The following is a 15001-nucleotide window of genomic DNA, read 5'->3' as shown; positions in this document are numbered from 1 at the left end:
GAGGCATGCCGCTCGAACCGAAGCCCGTTGATTTTCCGCGCATCCGCGGGGCGGTGAGGTTCTACCAGGTCGCGTCGATCATCACCGGATGCCTGCTGCTGCTGCTCTGCATCGAGATGCTGCTGAAGTACGCGCTCGGGTACGAGATCGAACTGGCGGGCCGCCACGGATTCCTCGCCCTCGTTCCGCGAGACACCGTGACCGGCGTCAACCTGTCGACGGGCATCCTCATCGTGCACGGCTGGTTCTACGTGGTCTACCTCTTCGCCGACTTCCGGCTGTGGAGCCTGATGCGCTGGCCGTTCTCGCGCTTCATCGTGATCGCCCTCGGCGGCGTCGTTCCGCTGCTCTCGTTCTTCCTCGAGGCGCGCTTCTCGCGCGAGGTGCGTGAATACCTGGCCCGGCGCGAGGCGGATGCGGTGGCGCCGGCGACCACCCCGACCACCCCGGCGACCCCGACTACCCCGGCAGCATCGGCGAGCGAGGGAGCCAAATGAGCGACACCGAACAGCGGCCCGTTCTCGTCGTCGACTTCGGCGCCCAATACGCCCAGCTCATCGCGCGGCGGGTGCGTGAGGCATCCGTGTACTCGGAGATCGTGCCCCACACCATCACGGCCGAGGAGATCGCGGCGAAGAACCCGATCGGCATCGTGCTCTCGGGCGGTCCATCGTCGGTCTACGAAGAGGGCGCGCCCGCGCTCGACGAGGGCATCCTCGAACTCGGGGTGCCCACCCTGGGCATCTGCTACGGCTTCCAGGTGATGGCCAAGCAGCTCGGCGGCGAGGTGGCGCACACGGGCCAGCGCGAGTACGGCTCGACCGCGGTGACCGCACTGACGGATGACGGCAACGCGCTGCTGGGCGGCCAGCCGTCGGCGCAGACGGTGTGGATGAGCCACGGCGACTCGGTCTCCATCGCCCCTGAGGGCTTCGACGTGCTCGCGTCGAGCGCCTCGACCCCCGTCGCCGCGTTCGCCAACGACGAGAAGCGCTTCTACGGCGTGCAGTGGCACCCCGAGGTCAAGCACTCCGAGTACGGCCAAGACGTCATCGTGAACTTCCTGCACAAGGCGGCCGGCATCGCTGCCGACTGGAACAGCGGAAACGTGATCGCCGAGCAGGTGGAGAAGATCCGCGCGCAGGTCGGCGGCGCCCGCGTCATCGCGGGCCTCTCGGGCGGTGTGGACTCCGCTGTCGCGGCGGCGATCGTGCACGAGGCGGTCGGCGACCAGCTCGTGTGCGTCTTCGTCGATCACGGCCTGCTGCGCCAGGACGAGCGCCGCCAGGTCGAAGAGGACTACGTGGCCGCCACCGGCATCCGCCTGGTCACGATCGACGCCCGCGAGGTGTTCCTCACGGCGCTCGCCGGGGTCACCGATCCCGAGCAGAAGCGCAAGATCATCGGCCGCGAGTTCATCCGCGCCTTCGAGCGGGCCGAGGCCGACCTCGTGGCCGAGGCCGCGGCCGACGGCGAGCCCATCCGCTTCCTCGTGCAGGGAACGCTCTACCCCGACGTCGTCGAGTCGGGCGGCGGAACGGGCACGGCCAACATCAAGAGCCACCACAACGTCGGCGGGCTGCCCGAAGACCTGCAGTTCGAGCTCGTCGAACCGCTGCGCACCCTCTTCAAAGACGAGGTGCGCGCCATCGGCCGCGAGCTCGGGCTTCCCGAGGCCATCGTCGGTCGCCAGCCCTTCCCCGGCCCCGGCCTCGGCATCCGCATCGTCGGCGAGGTCACCGAGGACCGCCTCGAGCTGCTGCGGCAGGCGGATGCCATCGTGCGCGCCGAACTCAGCAGCGCCGGACTCGACGCCGAGATCTGGCAGTGCCCCGTTGTGCTGCTCGCGGACGTGCGCTCCGTCGGCGTACAGGGTGACGGCCGCACCTACGGTCACCCCATCGTGCTGCGGCCGGTCTCGAGCGAAGACGCGATGACGGCCGACTGGACCCGGCTGCCGTACGACGTGCTCGCCCGCATCTCGAACCGCATCACCAACGAGGTCGCCGGCGTCAACCGCGTCGTTCTCGACGTCACGTCGAAGCCGCCGGGCACCATCGAGTGGGAGTAGTTCCCACCGGCGGGGCGTAGGCCCGGCCGGTGGCCGAGGTGCGCCAGCCGCACGGTTCCGTCCACCAACGAGAGAAGGCAGCCAGGGTGAGCTACAGCGATGTCGAGATCCGGAACGACGGCGTGCACCGTTCGGTGGGTGAGTGGACGCCCACGGTGCACCGGCTGCTCGACGCTCTGGCCCAGTCGGGCATCCCGGGTCTGCCCGTCGTGCTCGGGTTCGACGACCTCGGCCGCGAGGTGGTGTCGTTCGTCGAGGGCGAGGTTCCGCTCTACCCGGCCCCGGCTTGGCTGTGGCACGAGAACGCTCTGACCTCGAGCGCGCGGATGCTGCGGGCCGTGCATGACGCCTCCGTCGCGTTCGCCGCCGACCTGCCCGACGACGCCGTCTGGCGCTCGCCGTCGCACGAGCCCGTCGAGGTGATCTGCCACAACGACTTCGCGCCCTACAACCTCGCCTACGAGAACGACGAGTGCGTCGGCGTGATCGACTTCGACACCGCGTCGCCGGGACCGCGGCTGTGGGACATCGCCTACCTCGCCTACCGCATGGTGCCGCTCACCGCGCCGGGCTCGAGCGACGACGTGCAGATCGTCGAACCATTGCGCGAGCGCCGCCTCGCGCTGCTCGCGGAGGCCTACGGCATCGAACTCGAGCCGGGCGAGCTCGAACGGGTCGTGGTGCAGCGCCTGCTCGAACTGGCCGAGTTCACCGAACGTCGCGCCGTCGACGAGAACGAGCCCGACTTCGAGCGTCACGCGCAGCAGTATCGCGGCGACGCCGAGCACCTCGCGGCACGTCTCGCCGCCGACCCCGTCTGAGCACACGGAAGAATTTCGCACGACGTGTCGATCGGCCGCCCCGCCGTTCGACGCAGTGGTGAGGGGATGAATCGCATCCTGTCGGAATGAAGGAGAACACCGTGAAGTACATGCTCATCATGCGCTCGGACGACAGTGCCGTCGAGGCGTACAAGCAGATGCCGTTCGAGAAGGTCATCGAGGCGATGGGCCGTTACAACGAGGCGCTCATCAAGGCCGGTGTGCTGATCGGAGGCGATGGTCTCACCGACGCGTCCGAGGGATTCGTCGTCGACTTCTCGGCAGAGCCTCCGCTGGTGACCGACGGCCCCTACGGAGAGACCAAGGAACTGTTCAACGGCTTCTGGATTCTCCAGGTCGCGACAGCCGAGGAGGCCGTCGAGTGGGCGAAGCGGGTTCCGCTCGGCCCCGGCTCCAAGATCGAGGTGCGCCGGGTCACGGAACTCTCCGACTTCCCGGCCGACAACGAGTGGATCGAGAAGGAGGCGCAGTGGCGCCGCGATGCCGGGGAAGACATCCCCGCGAACTGATGCGGGAGCGAGGGCGGCGATGACGGAATCGAGCTCGAGATTGACGGATGCCGACGTGCGCGCCCGCCGCGCGGTCGAGGCCGTCTGGCGCATCGAGGCCGCCCGGATCGTCGCCACCCTCACCCGCGTGGTCGGGGACTTCGGGCTGGCCGAGGACCTCGCTCAGGAGGCGCTCGTCGACGCCCTGCGACAGTGGCCCGCCGAGGGCGTTCCGCGCAATCCGGGCGCCTGGCTGACGGCCGTCGCCAAGCGGCGGGCGATCGACGGCTGGCGTCGACAGGAACGACTCGACGCCCGCTACGCCGCTCTGGCGCGCGAGCTGGAGCACGACCTGCTGGCGGATGCCGGCCCCTGGAACCCCGACGAGATCGACGACGACGTGCTGCGGCTCGTCTTCGTCGCGTGCCACCCGGTTCTCGCGCGGGAAGCCCAAGTGGCGCTCACGCTCCGCGTGGTCGGTGGCCTCTCGAGCGAGCAGATCGCCCGTGCCTTCCTCGTGCCGACGGCAACCGTGCAGCAACGCATCGTGCGGGCCAAGAAGACGCTCGCGGCCGCGAAGGTGCCCTTCGAGGTGCCCTCCCGACAGGAGGCGCCGGCGCGACTGGCATCCGTGCTCGCCGTGATCTACCTCATCTTCAACGAGGGCTACGCGGCATCCAGCGGCGAGGACTGGATGCGCATCGAACTGTGCGATGAGGCGCTGCGGCTCGGCCGCGTTCTGGCCGCGCTGGTTCCACGCGAGCCCGAGACGCACGCACTCGTCGCGCTGATGGAGCTCACGGCGGCGCGCTTTCCCGCACGGCTCACACCGGCTGGAGAGCCGATCCTGCTCGCCGACCAGGATCGTCGCAGGTGGGATCGAGAGCAGATTCGGCGGGGTCGAACGGCGCTCGAGAGGGCGGATGCGCTCGGCCAGGGGCGCGGCACCTACGCCCTGCAGGCGGCGATCGCTGAATGCCATGCACTCGCCCCCTCGACCGAGCAGACCGACTGGGAGCGCATCGTCGTGCTCTACGAGGCGCTCGGGCGCATCGCGCCGTCGCCGGTCGTCGATCTCAACCGTGCCGTGGCCGTGGCCATGGCGACCGGGCCCGCGACCGCTCTGAAGATCGTCGACGAGCTCGCGGCATCCCGCAGGCTCGAGGGCTATCGCCTGCTGCCGAGCGTGCGGGCGGAGCTGCTCGCCCGGCTCGGTCGCACGGAACAGGCCCGGGCCGAGTACGCCCGCGCAGCGGAGCTCACCGGCAACATCCGCGAGCGCGACGTGCTGCTCGCCAAGGCCGCCGCCCTGGTGGAGGGGCCGCCGACCGCCTGAGGCGGCCGACTCGACCCCGACTTGCCACCTTTCGCGGGTTCGAGGCGCCCCAAACCCACAGGAAAGGGCAAGTCGACCCGGGGTGGTGTGCCGCGCAAACGGAACGAGCCGCCCCGAAGGACGGCTCGTTCTCGATGTAACTGGTCAGTTGGAGCGGGCGATGCCGATGATGCGCAGGATCTCGACGTAGAGCCAGATCACCGTGACCATGATGCCGAAGGCACCCGACCAGCCGTACTTGCGGGGAGCGCGGTTGCGCACGCCCTGCTGGATGGCGTCGAAGTCGAGCACGAGCGAGTAGGCGCCCATGATGACCACGAGCACGCCGATGAGCAGGCCGAGCGGGATGCCGAAGATCTCGGCGCCGTAGAGGCCCCACGGGTCCTTGTTGACGCCGGTCAGCATCAGCACCACGTTGACGAGCGAGAACACCACGTACGAGCCCAGGGCGATCATGAAGATCTTGGTCGCCTTCTTCGACGCCCGCACCTTGCCGCTCGCGAACAGCGCGAGAGTCACGCCGAAGACGGCGAGCGTCGCGATGACGGCCTGCGCGATGATGCCCGAGAACTGCGTCTCGTAGATCAGCGAGATGCCGCCGAGGAAGATGCCCTGCGCCGCGGCGTAGGCGAGGATGAGCGGGGCGGAGGGTTCGCGCTTGAAGATGTTGACCAGTGCCAGCACGAAGCCGACGATCGAGGCGATCCAGAACACCGCCGGGGCTGCCGGGGTGATGAGGTAGCCGACGACCGCGCCCGCGATGAGCACGACGAAGCCGACGACGGACTTGACGACCGTGTCTTCGACAGTCATGCGGTCGGTGTCCACCGCGCTCGCGGCGGGCGCGCTGTACATCGCCTGCAGCTCCTCGGCCGATGCCGTCGGCACGGGCGCGACGGCGGTGCCCTTGGAGCTGAAAGCGGGGTTACGCGAGAAAGCCGGGTTGGTTGCCATGGGATCCTTCGTTCTCAGGCGGGGGTGTCGCGGCCCACGGCCGCTGCCTATGAATCTACCCGGCGCGCGCGGATTATTGCCGTGAATTCGCTGCAGGCGTGCACGACAGTAGCGTTGGGGCATGGCATCCGCGTCGCATCCGCTCGTCATCGGCCATCGCGGCGCTCCCGGCTACCGGCCGGAGCACACGGCGGCGTCCTACCGGCTGGCCATCGCGCTTGGGGCGGATGCGGTGGAGCCCGACATCGTCGCCACCCGTGACGGCGTGCTCGTCGTGCGGCACGAGAACGAGATCTCCGGCACGACCGACGTGGCGCGTCATCCGGAGTTCGTCCGGCGGCGCACCACGAAGGTCGTGGACGGCAGGCCGCTCACCGGCTGGTTCACCGAGGACTTCACGTGGGCGGAGCTCTCGACGTTGGGTGCGCGAGAGCGCATCCCGAAGACGCGGCCCGCGAACGCGACCTTCGACTCTCGCTACCCGCTTCTGAGGCTGAGCGACCTGTTCGAACTGCTCGAGCGCTCGGCCGACGCCGGTACCCCCGTCGGCATGGTGGCCGAGATCAAGCATCCGAGCTATTTCGCGGGCATCGGGCTGCCCCTCGACGAGCTCTTCGCCGCCGAGGTCGCGGCCGCGGGCTGGCAGGCGCGTGACGAACGCCTCACCCTCGAGTGCTTCGAGCTCGGGGTGCTGCACGACCTGGCGAACCGGGCAGTGGGAGCGCGCCGGGTCTTCCTGCTCGAGAAGTCGGGCACCCCCTACGACGAGGTGCTCGCGCGCGGCGCCGGGGCACGGCCGTACGCCGATTTCCTCACGAAAGACGGGTTGCGGTCCCTCGCCGAATCCGTCGACGGCATCAGCGTCGACAAAGCCCTCCTGCTGAGCACGGATGCCGCGGGCGAGCCGGCCGGCGACGCCCTCGTGGGGAGCGCCCACGCGAACGGACTGCTCGTGTTCACGTGGACCCTCCGGCCCGAGAACCGCTTCCTCGCTCCCGCGTTCCGGCAGGGCAAGCCCAAGGGCGCCTACGGGGACTGGCTCGGCGAGTTCGAACTCGTGCTCTCGACCGGGGTCGACGGCGTCTTCGCCGACCACCCCGACCTCGCCGTCGAGGCGCGTTCGGCACTCTCCAACTGAGGCGCGCGTCCCGCGGGGCTCGAGGCGCCACGCGACCCGGCAGCTCGGGCACGACATCTTGACGGGTGCCGACAACGAGACCACAGTTGGCTCATGGCGAGCCGGGGGTTCGTTCGGTTCTGGGTGGGCCTCATCGCGGCGGCGGCACTCCTCGCCGGAATGCCGTTCGTCGGTTCGCCCACAGCGTTCGCCGACGGGCCGGTGCGCGATTTCTACACCACGAGCTACGGGTCTCCGAACCCCGTCGAACCGGGGGCGTCGATCACCTGGTACCTCGCTGCGGAGAACAGCAGCGGATCCACCACCGACCTCGCCGACCTCGGCTGGAGCAGCTCCGCGTGCGGCACCAGGCGCTTCACGGGCACCTTTCCTCCCGGCGCCGAGACGCCGGTGTTCTCCTGCGTCACGAGAGCGCCGGCGTCCGGCCGCGCGGTCAACGTCACGACCTTCCTCGCCGATGTTCCCGAACTCGGGACCACGCTCGACCCCACGGTCACCAGCTACGTCGATGTGCTGCCGACCGGCCTCACCGCCAGGCTGACGGCATCCGTCGACGCGGTCGATCCCGGAGCGACTCTCACCTGGACGCTGCAGTTGACCAACAGCGGCGGAGCGCGGCTGCAGGATGCGGCGTGGACGTCGAGAGTCTGTCCCGCTGAGACATTCGCGGGGAGTTGCCGGCCGGTGCCTCCACCCCCGCGATCACCTGTACGAGCACGGCGCCGGCATCGGGGCCCATCGAGGCGACCGGCTCGTTCTCGGCTCTCGTTCCCGGAACCGGCGAGAGGATCGCGGCTACGGCCACCGCCTCCGTGCGCGTGCGGGTGCCCGGACCCCTCGAGCTCGCGGTTGCCGGCGCACCGCATGCGGTGTTCGTCGGGTCGGCGACGAGCTGGAGCGGAACGGTGACGAACACCGGTGACGCCCCGGTCCACGGCGTCGCGATCACCTCGGCCTGCGGCGTTCAACCGATCGGCACCATCGCTGCCGGGGCGTTGGCGGTCTTGGCGCCGTGCTCGACGACCGCGACGACACGGGGACAGCTCGCATACTCGGCCACCGCGACGGCCACGGATGCGGCGACGGCCACCGCCACGGCATCCGTTCGGGCGCTCGTGCCCGGCACCCTCACCGCGGCGCTGACGGGCACGCCGGACCCTGTCGAGTCCGGTCAGCCGATCCAGTGGCGGGCGAGCATCACCAACCCCGGTGATGAAGCGGTGCTCGACGTCCAGGCGAGCATCGCCGATTGCCCGACGCGGTCGGTCGGAACTCTCGACCCGTCTGCCACGGTCACGATCACCTGCTCCAGCATCGCCGCGGCACCGCCGACGGTCGAACAGCGCTCCTCGGCGACGAAGGCTGCCGCGGCACCGACACTCACGGCACGCGTCGTGGTGAGCGGTCGACGGGCATCCAACGACGCTCCCGTGAGCGCCTCGGCGCAGACGACGGTCGTGCTCTCCGAGGTCGGCGGCCCGCCGTCCCCGACCCCGTCCCCGGCCCCGACGATCCCGAGCGCGGCGCCGGGGGCGCCGGCCGCGGCCTCGCCCTCGACCGGCGGTGCCTCCGGAGGGCCGAGCCGGCTCGCGGCGACGGGAGAAGACCTTTCGGGCGCCATGGTCGCGCTCCTCTGCGCGGCCGCCGCCGTGACCTGCGCTGTCGGTGGTGCGCTCCTCGCATGGACGCGCCGACGACGGCCGAGTGCGTGACGTCGGCCTTCCCGTCGAGGACCGCCGGGATGTCAGGGAGGCGGCCTAGACTTGAGCACGCCCATGAGCACCGTTTCCGACTCCCAGTCCTCCGCCCCGATCATCGTCCACGACCCGCGTGAGGGCGGCGGACCCGGCATCTCGAGCGGGCTCACCGAGGGCCTGAACCCGCAGCAACGCGCGGCCGTCGAGTACCGCGGCCCTGCCCTGCTCATCGTCGCCGGAGCCGGATCGGGCAAGACCCGCGTGCTCACCCATCGCATCGCCGGCCTGCTCGACACCCGAGAGGCGTGGCCGAGCCAGATCCTGGCGATCACCTTCACCAACAAGGCGGCGGCCGAGATGCGCGAGCGCGTCGCGGCGCTCGTCGGCGACGCCTCATCCGGCATGTGGATCTCGACGTTCCACTCCGCGTGCGTGCGCATCCTGCGGCGCGAGGCGGCCAAGATGGGCCTCACCCAGACCTTCACCATCTACGACTCGGCCGACAGCCGCACGGTGCTGAAGCGCATCATCAAGGTGCTCGAGGCCGACACGCTCGGTTTCACCCCGGCCAACGCGGCGGCGCGCATCTCAAAGCTCAAGAACGAGCTGACGGATGCCGACACCTACGCCCGCGGCGCGAACCTCAGCGACCCCAAAGAGGCAACGTTCCTCGAGATCTTCCGGCAGTACACCCGTACGCTGCGTTCTGCCGGCGCGCTCGACTTCGATGACCTCATCGCCGAGACGGTCTACCTCTTCCGTGCCTTTCCCGACACCGCGGCCCTCTACCAGCGGCGGTTCCGGCACGTGCTCGTCGACGAGTACCAGGACACCAACCACGCCCAGTACGCCCTCATCCAGGAACTGACGAGGCCGGTTCCCGCCGACCTCGCGGATGCGATGGAGCGCGACGGCCTGCACGTGGCCAACCTGCAGGACGATTCCGGGGTCATCCCCGGCGCATCCCTGACGGTCGTGGGCGACTCCGACCAGTCCATCTACGCGTTCCGCGGCGCCGACATCCGCAACATCGTCGAGTTCGAGCGCGACTTTCCGGGCGCGACGGTCATTCTGCTCGAACAGAACTATCGCTCGACGCAGAACATCCTCTCTGCGGCGAACTCCGTCATCGAGAACAACTTCGACCGCAAGGCCAAGAACCTCTGGACCGCGGTCGGCAACGGCGAGAAGATCGTCGGCTATACCGGGTACTCCGGTCACGACGAGGCGCAGTTCGTGGCCGACGAGATCGAGGCCCTGCACCGGGCCGGCATGGCGTACCGCGACATCGCCGTGTTCTACCGCGTCAACTCGCAGACGCGTCCGCTCGAGGAGATCTTCGTGCGCTCGGCGCTGCCCTACCGCGTGGTCGGCGGCACCAAGTTCTACGAGCGCGCCGAGATCAAGGATGCGATGGCCTACCTCATCGCCGTCGCCAATCCGCAGGACGAGCTGGCCCTGCGTCGCATCCTGAACACTCCCAAGCGCGGCATCGGACCGGCCACCGAGACGCAGTTGGCGACGTTCGCCGAGACGAACGGCATCACCTTCCGCGACGCCATGCGCGAGGCTGGCGGGCTCGGACTCGGTCCCAAGGTGACCGGCGCCATCCTGTCGCTGGCACGACTGCTCGACGAGGCGGCCGCGATGGCCGACCCGGCACGGCCGGGTGGCGCCTCGAAGGTCTCCGACGTGCTCACCCACCTCGTCACCGAGAGCGGGCTGCTCGAGGCGCTGCGCTCCAGCCGCGACCCGCAAGACGAGACGCGCGCCGAGAACGTCGAGGAGCTCGTGGCGCAGACCCGCGACTTCGTGCGCGAGAACACGGATGCGACGCTCGTCGACTTCCTCACCCAGGTCTCGCTCGTGGCGGCGGCCGATGAGCTCGACGACTCCTCCGGAACCGTCTCGCTCATGACCCTGCACACGGCGAAGGGCCTCGAGTACGAGGCGGTCTTCCTCACCGGCATCGAGGAGGAGCTGCTCCCGCACAAGATGAGCGCGAACGAGCCCGGCGGCCTCGCCGAGGAGCGCCGGCTGTTCTACGTGGGCATCACCCGCGCGAAGAAGCGGCTCTACCTCTCGCTCGCGATGACCCGCTCGCAGTTCGGCGACACGAGCGTGGCGATGCCGAGCCGGTTCCTGCAGGAGATTCCCGGCGAGCTGATCGAGTGGCGGCAATCGCCCGGCGCCGCGAACTCCCGCGGTGGAACGCAACCGCGCGCCCTGAACGCCCGGCGCGTGTTCGGCCAGCGCGACACGGGCTACTTCGACGACAGCGCGGCGGCCTACGCCCTGCCGCCCGCATCCAGGCCCAAGGCGGCTTGGCCGAATACGGTCGGCGCCCAGGTGCGAGACAACGGCGACCTCGAACTGGTCGCGGGGGACCGCATCCGTCACGACAACTTCGGCGAGGGTCGCGTGGCGCAGGTCACCGGCGAGGGCAGCAAGCGCGTCGCACACGTGCAGTTCGACACCGCCGGTCTGAAGAAGCTGCTCATCAAGATCGCGCCCATCGAGAAGTTGTGAGCGGGGCGCGCCCGACCGCTTCGAGGCGAGACAACCTCACTCCTCTCGGGTGAGCCTCCCCGCCAGACGCATGCGCCGGCCGTACGGTGAAGCGACGGCAGCAGGCGATTGCGGGAGGGCCGATGTGGTTTCGACGTAAGGGCGCTGCAGAACCTTCAACGGCACCGGCATCCGGCGACGATACCCCTCGGGAGACCTCGCGCGACGCCGATCCGCACCGGGCCGCATTCATCCTCATGGGGCTCGGCGGCGCGGCCGTCTCGGCCTTCGGACTCGCCGCGATCCAGTCGATCTTCGCGCCGACGTTCCTCGCCCTCGTCCTGACCATCTGCGTGCACCCGCTCCGGACAACGCTGATCAAGCGCGGGGTGCCGCGGGGACTGGCGACCGGATCCGTCATCCTCACCGTGGTCCTGCTGCTCGCGGCATTCGGCTGGGCGCTCTTCGTGGCCTTCGCCCAATTCACGACGTTGCTTCCCCACTACGGCCCTCAGCTGCAGGCCGCTCTGGAGTCATTCGGCGATTGGCTGGCCTCCCTCGGCATCGGGCAGGCGCAGGTTGAGGCCATCATCTCCGGTTTCGATCCCTCCCGTCTCGTCGCGCTCGCGGGCGGGCTGCTCGGCAGTGCGGCCGGCGTCACGACCGGCTTGGTCATCGTGCTCACCATGCTCATCCTGATGGCGGCGGATGCCGGCTTCGGGCCGACGCTGCTGCACCAGCTCGAGCCGCGTCGGCCCGCCCTCGTGAGCGCGCTCGTCGAGTTCGCCCACGGAGTGCGCAGCTACATGGTCGTGACCACCGCGCTCGGCGTCGCGCAGGGTGTGATCAACGGCGTCGCGCTCGCCCTGCTCGGCATTCCGGGCGCAGCGCTCTGGGGAATGCTCGCGTTCCTCTGCAGCTTCATACCCAACATCGGGTACTTCATCGCGATCATCCCGCCGCTCGTCTTCGGAGCGCTCGTCGGCGGGTGGCCTCTGGTCGTTGCGGTCGTCGTCATCTACGGCATCATCAACGCCGTCATCCAGTCGATCATCCAGCCGAAGGTCGTCGGCAATGCCGTCGCCCTGAGCCAGACTCTCACCTTCTTCAGCGTGCTGTTCTGGGCGGTCGTCGCCGGCCCTGTCGGCGCCATTCTCGCCATCCCGTTGTCGTTGCTCGTGCGCATGCTGCTCGTGGACTCCAACCCGCGCGCCCGCTGGCTGCGGCCGGCCCTCGGCGACCTGACGAGCACGAAGGCCCTCCTCGACGCCGAGACGGCCGACGCGAAGGGCGCGCGTCGGGCGGCGAAGGCGGCGAAGGCGGACGGTCGCCGTTGACCCTGGGAACGGGGGAGTGCTCCCTGAGCCTGTCGAAGGGAACGTGGCCCACTTCGAGAGGCGGGTCACGGCGCTTCGACAGGCTCAGCGAACAGCGGTGGTGGGGGTTTGCAGGGAGTGTTCCCTGAGCCTGTCGAAGGGAACGGGGCCCACTTCGAGGCGGGTCACGGCGCTTCGACAAGCTCAGCGAACGGGATTCGAAAGGCGGCGCACGGCGCTTCGACAGGCTCAGCGGACGGGCTCTGGGTAGGGGCTCGCGGCCCTTCGACGAGCTCAGCGAACAGCGAGATTCGGGAGGTCGCGTCACTCCCTCGACAGCATCGCCAAGGCCTCGAGCTCGAGGTCGAGGTACTGCTCCTCACTCACGTCCACAGCCACCCCGAGCAGCTTGCCGCCCGAGAACGGGAACGGATTCGAGTACTCGCCGCTGACGGCATCCGCACTGTCGTAACCGATGCAGAGCCCATCACCGCAGAGGGTGAACTTGCCGATCTGGGCACGCATCGGGCCCCCGGCCACCACCGTGTCGTCGACGTACAGCCTGCAGGTGCCGGTGGACTCGCCGTATTTTCCCGCTCCTTCGCGCACGAACTCCACGCCGAGAGCGTGCGGTCCGGGCGTGAGGGCCTCCGAGACGAAATGCTGCTCCGGCGGGATGCCGAGGAAGTTGTAGACGTAGTGCACCTTGTCGTCCTTGAGGAAGAGCGCGTGGCCGCCGAAGCGGGACCCGTGTGCGAACAGCACTCCCTGCGCGTCGGCGCCGAGATCGACGTCGGCGATGATCTTGAACGACCGGCCGCGCACGTTGACGGCGACGCCCTCGGGCACGGCCGTCGCGTCGGGGTAGTAGACGTAGCGCTCGCGCCGCGGCTCGGACTGGGGCCGTTCGATGGAGATGAGTTCGATGGGCGTGCGGTCGTCGAGCGGCAGCACGAAGTTGGCCTCGGCCTCGGCGAACCAGGCGTCGATGAGCTCCGTGAGCTTTTCGGGATGCTCGGCGGCGAGGTTCTTGGACTCCGAGCGATCCTCATCCACGTGGTAGAGCTCCCAGACATCGGCGTCGAAGTGCCCCTTGCCGCTGATCGGCGCGTGCAGCGCCGCCGCCTTCCACCCGTCCTTCCAGATGCCACGGGTTCCGAGCATCGCGAAGTACTGCACCTTCTTGCGCGTGGGCGCATCCGGCTCGGCGTCGAACGAGTAGCGCATCGACACTCCGGCCAGCGGATGCTGCTTCACTCCGCGATACACGTCGGGCATCTCGAGCCCGACGACATCGAGCACGGTCGAGACGATGTCGGTGGAGTGGTGGTACTGGTTGCGCACCCCGCCCTTGGCCCGGATGCCCTTCGGCCAGTGGATGACCATGGGATCGCATGTCCCGCCGGCGAACTGCGCGTAGCGCTTGAACATCTGGAACGGCGTCGAGAAGGCCGCCGCCCATCCGGTGGGGTAGTGGTTGTAGGTGTCGGGGCTGCCCATCTTGTCGAGCATGGCGAGGTTCTCGGAGAGCTCGTCGGGGTAGCCGTTGAAGAACTTGTTCTCGTTGACCGAGCCGTTCGGGCTGCCCTCTCCCGAGGCGCCGTTGTCGGCGCAGTAGAAGACGAGCGTGTTCTCGAGCTGGTTCGTCTCCTCGAGGTAGTCGATGATGCGCCCGACCTGAGCATCGGTGTACTCGGAGAACCCGGCGAAGACCTCGGCGAAGTGTGCGAACAGCCGCTTCTCGTCATCGTTCAGCTCTGCCCAGGGGCGCACGTGGTCGCCGGGGTTCGAGACGTCGTCGGGCAGCGGGTTGAGCGGCGTGAGTTCGGTTCCCTCGGGCAGGATGCCGCGCTCGATCATGCGTGCGAGCACCCACTCGCGGTAGGCCTCGTAGCCCTCGTCGAAGGCACCCTTGTACTTGTCGATGTACTCCTGCGGCGCGTGGTGCGGGGCATGGTTGGCGCCCGGGCAGAACCACAGGTACCAGGGCTTGGACGGGTTGGATGACTTCTGGTCGCGCAGCATCCGGATGGCGTGGTCGGCAAGGTCTTTGGAGAGGTGGTAACCGTCTTGCGGCAGTGCCGGCTGATCGACGAAGTGGTTGTCTTCGACGAGGTCGGGGTACCAGTTGTTGGTCTCGCCCCCGAGGAATCCGTAGAAGCGGTCGAACCCCTTGTTGAGCGGCCACTCGGAACGACTGCCGCCGCCGGCGTTGTCCTCTTCCGGGACGTTGTGGTTCTTGCCCACCCAGAAGGTGCTGAAGCCGTTCTCCTGCAGAACCTGGCCGATGGTCGCGCACTCCGCCGGAAGGCGTCCGGATGCTCCCGGGAAGCCGTCGGTGCCCTCCATGATCGAGGCGCACCGATTCACGTGGTGGTTGCGACCGGTGAGGAAGGTCGACCGGGTCGGCGAGCAGAGCGCGGTGGTGTGCCACTGCGTGTAGGTCAGCCCGTTCTGGGCGAGGCGGTCCAGCGTGGGCATGTTGATGCGACCGCCGTACGGCGACCAGGCCGCCATGCCTGTGTCGTCGTAGAGCACCACGAGGATGTTCGGCGCTCCCTCCGGCGCCCGCTTCAATTCGTAGGGTGTCCAGTCCGGTACGGAGTCCCGCACATCGAGTTTGATGACACCGTTGAAATCCTCATTCATGG

The 15001-nt window shown here is 68.9% G+C and carries 12 protein-coding genes; 9 read left to right on the top strand and 3 right to left on the bottom strand.

The window, feature by feature from the left end; all coding sequences use genetic code 11:
- Window positions 1–5: 5 nt before the first annotated feature.
- The 5 genes from WDJ51_RS06530 (at window position 6) to WDJ51_RS06510 (ending at window position 4737) form a co-directional block, all read left to right on the top strand.
- On the top strand, window positions 6–497 hold the full coding sequence (locus WDJ51_RS06530; RefSeq protein ID WP_337851630.1) for a DUF3817 domain-containing protein: 492 nt from the start codon (window positions 6–8) through the stop codon (window positions 495–497).
- Window positions 494–2071 (top strand): glutamine-hydrolyzing GMP synthase, encoded by a 1578-nt coding sequence (guaA, locus tag WDJ51_RS06525; protein ID WP_337851629.1) that lies wholly within the window; start codon window positions 494–496, stop codon window positions 2069–2071. Before WDJ51_RS06530 ends, guaA begins: the two co-directional genes overlap by 4 nt.
- Before the next feature lie 86 nt (window positions 2072–2157).
- On the top strand, window positions 2158–2892 hold the full coding sequence (locus WDJ51_RS06520; RefSeq protein WP_337851628.1) for an aminoglycoside phosphotransferase family protein: 735 nt from the start codon (window positions 2158–2160) through the stop codon (window positions 2890–2892).
- Window positions 2893–2993: 101 nt separating this feature from the next.
- On the top strand, window positions 2994–3422 hold the full coding sequence (locus tag WDJ51_RS06515) for a YciI family protein (RefSeq protein WP_337851746.1): 429 nt from the start codon (window positions 2994–2996) through the stop codon (window positions 3420–3422).
- Between the two features lie 19 nt (window positions 3423–3441).
- The gene (locus WDJ51_RS06510; RefSeq protein WP_337851627.1) at window positions 3442–4737 is read left to right on the top strand and encodes an RNA polymerase sigma factor; all 1296 of its coding nucleotides are present in this window, start codon (window positions 3442–3444) and stop codon (window positions 4735–4737) included.
- A gap of 144 nt (window positions 4738–4881) precedes the next feature.
- Here WDJ51_RS06510 and WDJ51_RS06505 read toward each other — a convergent pair whose 3' ends face one another.
- A complete protein-coding gene (locus WDJ51_RS06505; protein ID WP_337851626.1) occupies window positions 4882–5691 on the bottom strand; it encodes a Bax inhibitor-1/YccA family protein in 810 nt (269 codons plus the stop codon).
- Window positions 5692–5812: 121 nt separating this feature from the next.
- Here WDJ51_RS06505 and WDJ51_RS06500 point away from each other — a divergent pair, with 121 nt between their 5' ends.
- Window positions 5813–6829: a glycerophosphodiester phosphodiesterase family protein gene (locus WDJ51_RS06500; RefSeq protein ID WP_337851625.1), complete on the top strand. Its 1017-nt coding sequence runs from the start codon at window positions 5813–5815 to the stop codon at window positions 6827–6829.
- Between the two features lie 224 nt (window positions 6830–7053).
- On the opposite strand, the gene WDJ51_RS06495 is transcribed toward WDJ51_RS06500, so the two are convergent.
- Window positions 7054–7272, bottom strand: a complete 219-nt coding sequence (locus tag WDJ51_RS06495) for a hypothetical protein (protein WP_337851624.1) — start codon at window positions 7270–7272, stop codon at window positions 7054–7056.
- Between the two features lie 231 nt (window positions 7273–7503).
- Between WDJ51_RS06495 and WDJ51_RS06490 the strand changes: the two genes are divergently transcribed.
- The 3 genes from WDJ51_RS06490 to WDJ51_RS06480 all read left to right on the top strand — a co-directional run bounded on the left by WDJ51_RS06490 (window position 7504) and on the right by WDJ51_RS06480 (window position 12371).
- On the top strand, window positions 7504–8541 hold the full coding sequence (locus WDJ51_RS06490; RefSeq protein ID WP_337851623.1) for a hypothetical protein: 1038 nt from the start codon (window positions 7504–7506) through the stop codon (window positions 8539–8541).
- Window positions 8542–8604: 63 nt separating this feature from the next.
- Window positions 8605–11055: an ATP-dependent helicase gene (locus WDJ51_RS06485; protein ID WP_337851622.1), complete on the top strand. Its 2451-nt coding sequence runs from the start codon at window positions 8605–8607 to the stop codon at window positions 11053–11055.
- 122 nt (window positions 11056–11177) lie between these two features.
- Window positions 11178–12371: an AI-2E family transporter gene (locus tag WDJ51_RS06480; RefSeq protein WP_337851621.1), complete on the top strand. Its 1194-nt coding sequence runs from the start codon at window positions 11178–11180 to the stop codon at window positions 12369–12371.
- A 303-nt stretch (window positions 12372–12674) separates the two neighbouring features.
- Here the strand turns inward: WDJ51_RS06480 and WDJ51_RS06475 are convergent, their stop codons facing one another.
- Window positions 12675–14999: an arylsulfatase gene (locus WDJ51_RS06475; RefSeq protein ID WP_337851620.1), complete on the bottom strand. Its 2325-nt coding sequence runs from the start codon at window positions 14997–14999 to the stop codon at window positions 12675–12677.
- Window positions 15000–15001 lie beyond the last annotated feature (2 nt).

This window comes from Rathayibacter sp. YIM 133350 (genome assembly GCF_037404875.1).
Classification (GTDB): Bacteria; Actinomycetota; Actinomycetes; order Actinomycetales; family Microbacteriaceae; genus Orlajensenia.
This window is presented reverse-complemented; position numbering and strand designations above follow the sequence as displayed.

Coding starts and splice junctions, on each gene's coding strand:
- WDJ51_RS06530 (WP_337851630.1), top strand. CDS start 6: ATGCCGCTCGAACCGAAGCCCGTTGATTTTCCGCGCATCCGCGGGGCG.
- guaA (WP_337851629.1), top strand. CDS start 494: ATGAGCGACACCGAACAGCGGCCCGTTCTCGTCGTCGACTTCGGCGCC.
- WDJ51_RS06510 (WP_337851627.1), top strand. CDS start 3,442: ATGACGGAATCGAGCTCGAGATTGACGGATGCCGACGTGCGCGCCCGC.
- WDJ51_RS06505 (WP_337851626.1), bottom strand. CDS start 5,691: ATGGCAACCAACCCGGCTTTCTCGCGTAACCCCGCTTTCAGCTCCAAG.
- WDJ51_RS06500 (WP_337851625.1), top strand. CDS start 5,813: ATGGCATCCGCGTCGCATCCGCTCGTCATCGGCCATCGCGGCGCTCCC.
- WDJ51_RS06485 (WP_337851622.1), top strand. CDS start 8,605: ATGAGCACCGTTTCCGACTCCCAGTCCTCCGCCCCGATCATCGTCCAC.
- WDJ51_RS06480 (WP_337851621.1), top strand. CDS start 11,178: ATGTGGTTTCGACGTAAGGGCGCTGCAGAACCTTCAACGGCACCGGCA.
- WDJ51_RS06475 (WP_337851620.1), bottom strand. CDS start 14,999: ATGAATGAGGATTTCAACGGTGTCATCAAACTCGATGTGCGGGACTCC.